3 protein-coding genes are annotated in these 3,530 nt (G+C 44.7%); 1 reads left to right on the top strand and 2 read right to left on the bottom strand.

Annotated elements, in window-relative coordinates; genetic code table 11:
- Nucleotides 1-270: 270 nt before the first annotated feature.
- Nucleotides 271-945 (bottom strand): hypothetical protein, encoded by a 675-nt coding sequence (locus M891_RS24420; protein WP_016314271.1) that lies wholly within the window; start codon nt 943-945, stop codon nt 271-273.
- A gap of 34 nt (nt 946-979) precedes the next feature.
- The gene (locus M891_RS25475; protein ID WP_016314272.1) at nt 980-1,471 is read right to left on the bottom strand and encodes a DUF7689 domain-containing protein; all 492 of its coding nucleotides are present in this window, start codon (nt 1,469-1,471) and stop codon (nt 980-982) included.
- Between the two features lie 343 nt (nt 1,472-1,814).
- On the opposite strand from M891_RS25475, the gene M891_RS0122020 reads away from it, so the two are divergent.
- Entirely contained in the window at nt 1,815-3,146 is a 1,332-nt protein-coding gene (locus tag M891_RS0122020) for an IS1380 family transposase (protein WP_028540286.1), read from the top strand.
- Nucleotides 3,147-3,530: the final 384 nt, after the last annotated feature.

The following is a 3,530-nucleotide window of genomic DNA, read 5'->3' as shown; positions in this document are numbered from 1 at the left end:
TAATTTCCTTCACCGGTGTACCAGACATTTTCATTTCAATTGCCTTCATTTTAACTTCTAGGGGGATAACTAACTCTTGTTCCCAATGAAAAAAACACCTCCAAGGTTGTCTCCATATCTTACGACATGGGCAAATTTTCTTGAAGGTGTTTTTATTTGTCCCACACTATGGGGTCAGTCCCTGACTTTCCATCCGAGCGATTTAGTCAAATTACAGCCCCAATAAGTTCTACTTGAAAGGATCACTTACAACCTCAAGTTGGACTATTATTATTTTTTGCTTAAAACATACTCTTTAAGGTCATCAAATTTATCCTTGTTTTCTTTTGCCCATTGTACTATGTCAGTCATTTTCAAGGACTTCGTTTGACTATCCGGAACCAAAGACTGAACTGCTGGGAAAAGTTCAGTTTTACCTGCCTCAAGTTGGTCAATAATAAATGGCACAGCAGGAAGACCCAGTTTTTTTAGAGAAGTAATTTTCTCATCTTCAGTTAATTCAGAATTAGCGATTTTTTCAACTTCTTCAGGAAGTGTCTTAAGTTTTGCCTTCCATTTCTCCGAGAACTTGTCTCCAGTATCCCAAGCTGTACTTTCCTCTTCTTTGAGGTTTACTTTTGTGATTTCTTCGATAGCAACTGAAAAAATGTAATCAAAAAGACCGCTTCCTTCACTTTCATCGATTTTCTTTTCTAAAATTGGAACAGCATCTGTTCCGAGATTTACAATATTTGCATACTCTTCGCTGTTCTTGATGTAATCATAGGGATTACTACTCATGGCTAATTCAGTTTTATTAGTGACTTCCGTTTGTAACTGTTCGGCCAAGCTGTTAAGGTTTTGGTTAATTTGCTTCTCAACGGATGCATTAGCACGTACCGCGTATAAAGAAGAAGTAACAGCAAAACCGAGGGCGAACATTCCAATAAGTAACTTTTTGTTCACTTCGATCACCTCACTATATATTATATACTATTCATTACTTGTATACTTGCAACGCAGATCCGTATATGGAAGATGTGTAAGGGTCCCATCCTAAAGATTGGAGTCTCTCCAATTGGCCCCATTTTGCGTTAGAATAGTTAGTTCCTTCCGCTTTGGAAAAATGAGTGATATTGCTGGTCGACGTGCCATATGCAATAATTTTCACATTAGAAGCACTAGAACTGTATGGGTAAGGATTATACATTCGGGAAGTCATGTAGTCATTTGCTTCTTTCAATGTAGGGTTACTTGATCCCCAAGGCCAGATCCACTGACGTGTGTCTCCTAACGCATATGCTAAACAGTTATAGTTAGGAGTTGCAGCAGCCAGATAATAATAATTGCCCGGTGTTTTAACCATGGATTCATATGTCTCTTTTGGAGCAACAAATAAATTACTATCGTAGCCTGCAAAAGCAACCACTCCCCCTGCACAGAAAAATGCAATGGACACTAGTCCACTAACAAGGTGTTTCTTAAGCTTCATAAACTACCCTTCCTCTCAGAATAAATTTTAAAATATTTACAGCTTTGTTATGAATTGTGATGACATCCCCAGTTGTCCTTACTTAGCACGTAATCTCAGTGTTTTTTTGAGGGTCTTGATAGGTATTGTACTAGATCGAATGATACAAGGAGTAAAATTAAAACACCACGAACAGTAGAATATTCCCCATATCCCTACTAACCTCCTTTTCTTAGTTTATTTGAATCCTGAATCCGTGAACTTGAACAAATAAATCCTGAGGCGGACACAGGAAAATGCAGCCAAGAAGGCGAATTATTCAAGTATTTGGAACCTTCAAAGCCATTCACCTGTGGGGTGCATGATGAAAATCCGTTTTGTCCGATCCAACGAACTCATTCTGTCCACCCATGCCGGTCTCGCTACCGTCGGTGCCTTGCTGGCACATACCAAACTCACAAAACGCCTTAACCATACCCGACTCACAGATGTAGAACATCCGTATCATTCTCACTCCGACGTGATGAAAAGCTACATCGGCTTGCTGTGTCAAGGAAAAAGCGATTTCGATCACATTGAGCCGTTTCGGAACGACGATGTCTTTCAGATCAGTCTGCAACTGCAGCGCGTGCCCTCCAGCCCGACGCTTCGCCAACGCCTGGAGCGCGCGGCGGAAACGAAGGCGGGATGGAACGAGATTCTGCTTGAGGAATCCGCTGATCTGATCCGTCGCATCCAGGCGCCGTTGACCGGAGTTCAGGCCGGATCTCGTGTTTACATCCCGCTGGACATCGACGTTTCCCCCTTCGACAACTCCGGTACCAAGAAAGAAGGCGTTTCCCGCACGTACAAAGGCGTGGACGGCTATGCGCCGATCTTTGCCTATCTGGGGCAAGAGGGGTACGGCGTCAATGTCGAATTGCGGGAAGGCAGCACCCATGTCCAGAACGGCACCGCGGCATTCTTGACCCAAAGTATTGCCTATGCACGGCGCATCACGGATCAGCCGATGCTCGTGCGCATGGATGCAGGAAACGACAGCCTCGAGAATCTGCATGTGTGTCACCGTGAGAATGTGGACTACATCATCAAAGTGAACCTTCGCAGGGACCCCAAGGAGGCCTGGTTGCACGTTGCCGAGACCTCGGGCATCTGCTGCGAGCAACGCGAAGGCAAGAAAGAATATGTCGGGTTCATCGAGTTTCCGGAGAAAGGATTTGACCGCCCTCTTCGACAAGTCTTCCATGTGATCGAGCGAACGATTGACCGAGATGGACAAATCCTGCTGGTTCCCGAACTGGAAGTGGATGTATACTGGACTTCGCTTCGCTGTGCACCATGGCGGGTGATTGAGTTATACCGGGATCACGGCACCAGCGAGCAATTTCATAGTGAAATCAAGACGGATCTGGATTTGGAACGGTTGCCGTCCGGGAAATTTGAAACCAATCATCTCGTGTTGCACGCAGGCGTGTTTGCGTACAATTTGCTGCGCATCATGGGGCAGGAGAGTCTGCGCAAAGACGATGCGCCTATACGCGGCAATGTGCAGCGACGCCGGATTCGGACGGTGATCCAGAATATCATCTACATGGCGGTGCGGTTGATACGACACGCCCGAGGGATATGGTTTAACTTTGGCAAGAACAGCCCATGGTCCCCCGTATTGGAGCGGATTTACCACGCGTTTGCATGAGCATGGATCGAAACGAATCGTTTTACTCAAAACCTGCAATTTCGCAGGTTTATTTGGCATGCACAAATTTGTCGTTCAGGCCTCATTGAAGCTTCAAAGGATTGGCAAATCCATCCCGGTGGCCATCTCCAGGAGAGTATAATCTGATTTTGAATCCGTCACATTAGAACGATTTAGCAAATATCACGGATTCAGGTGAATATATTATTGGAATCACAACTATAATTTACCATATATTTCATCCGGAGCAAAGCAGCGATTTTTCGGTATCCATAGCGATATTTATGCTGGATTCAGAGTTCGCGAATTTTCACTACCATGTGGTTCTCGAGTTTATTTTCTCCCTTGCCTTCAAGCGATAGTAAGTGGCGCGAGGGATTCCGA

It is taken from the genome of Paenibacillus sp. J14 (assembly GCF_000518465.1).
Taxonomy (GTDB): Bacteria; Bacillota; Bacilli; order Paenibacillales; family Paenibacillaceae; genus Fontibacillus; species Fontibacillus barengoltzii.
Note: the sequence above shows the minus strand (reverse complement) of the source record. Positions and strands in the feature narration are given on the sequence as shown.

Excerpts from the sequence above, each read along its gene's own strand:
- M891_RS25475 (WP_016314272.1), bottom strand. The coding sequence starts at position 1,471 with ATGAAGCTTAAGAAACACCTTGTTAGTGGACTAGTGTCCATTGCATTT.
- M891_RS0122020 (WP_028540286.1), top strand. The coding sequence starts at position 1,815 with ATGAAAATCCGTTTTGTCCGATCCAACGAACTCATTCTGTCCACCCAT.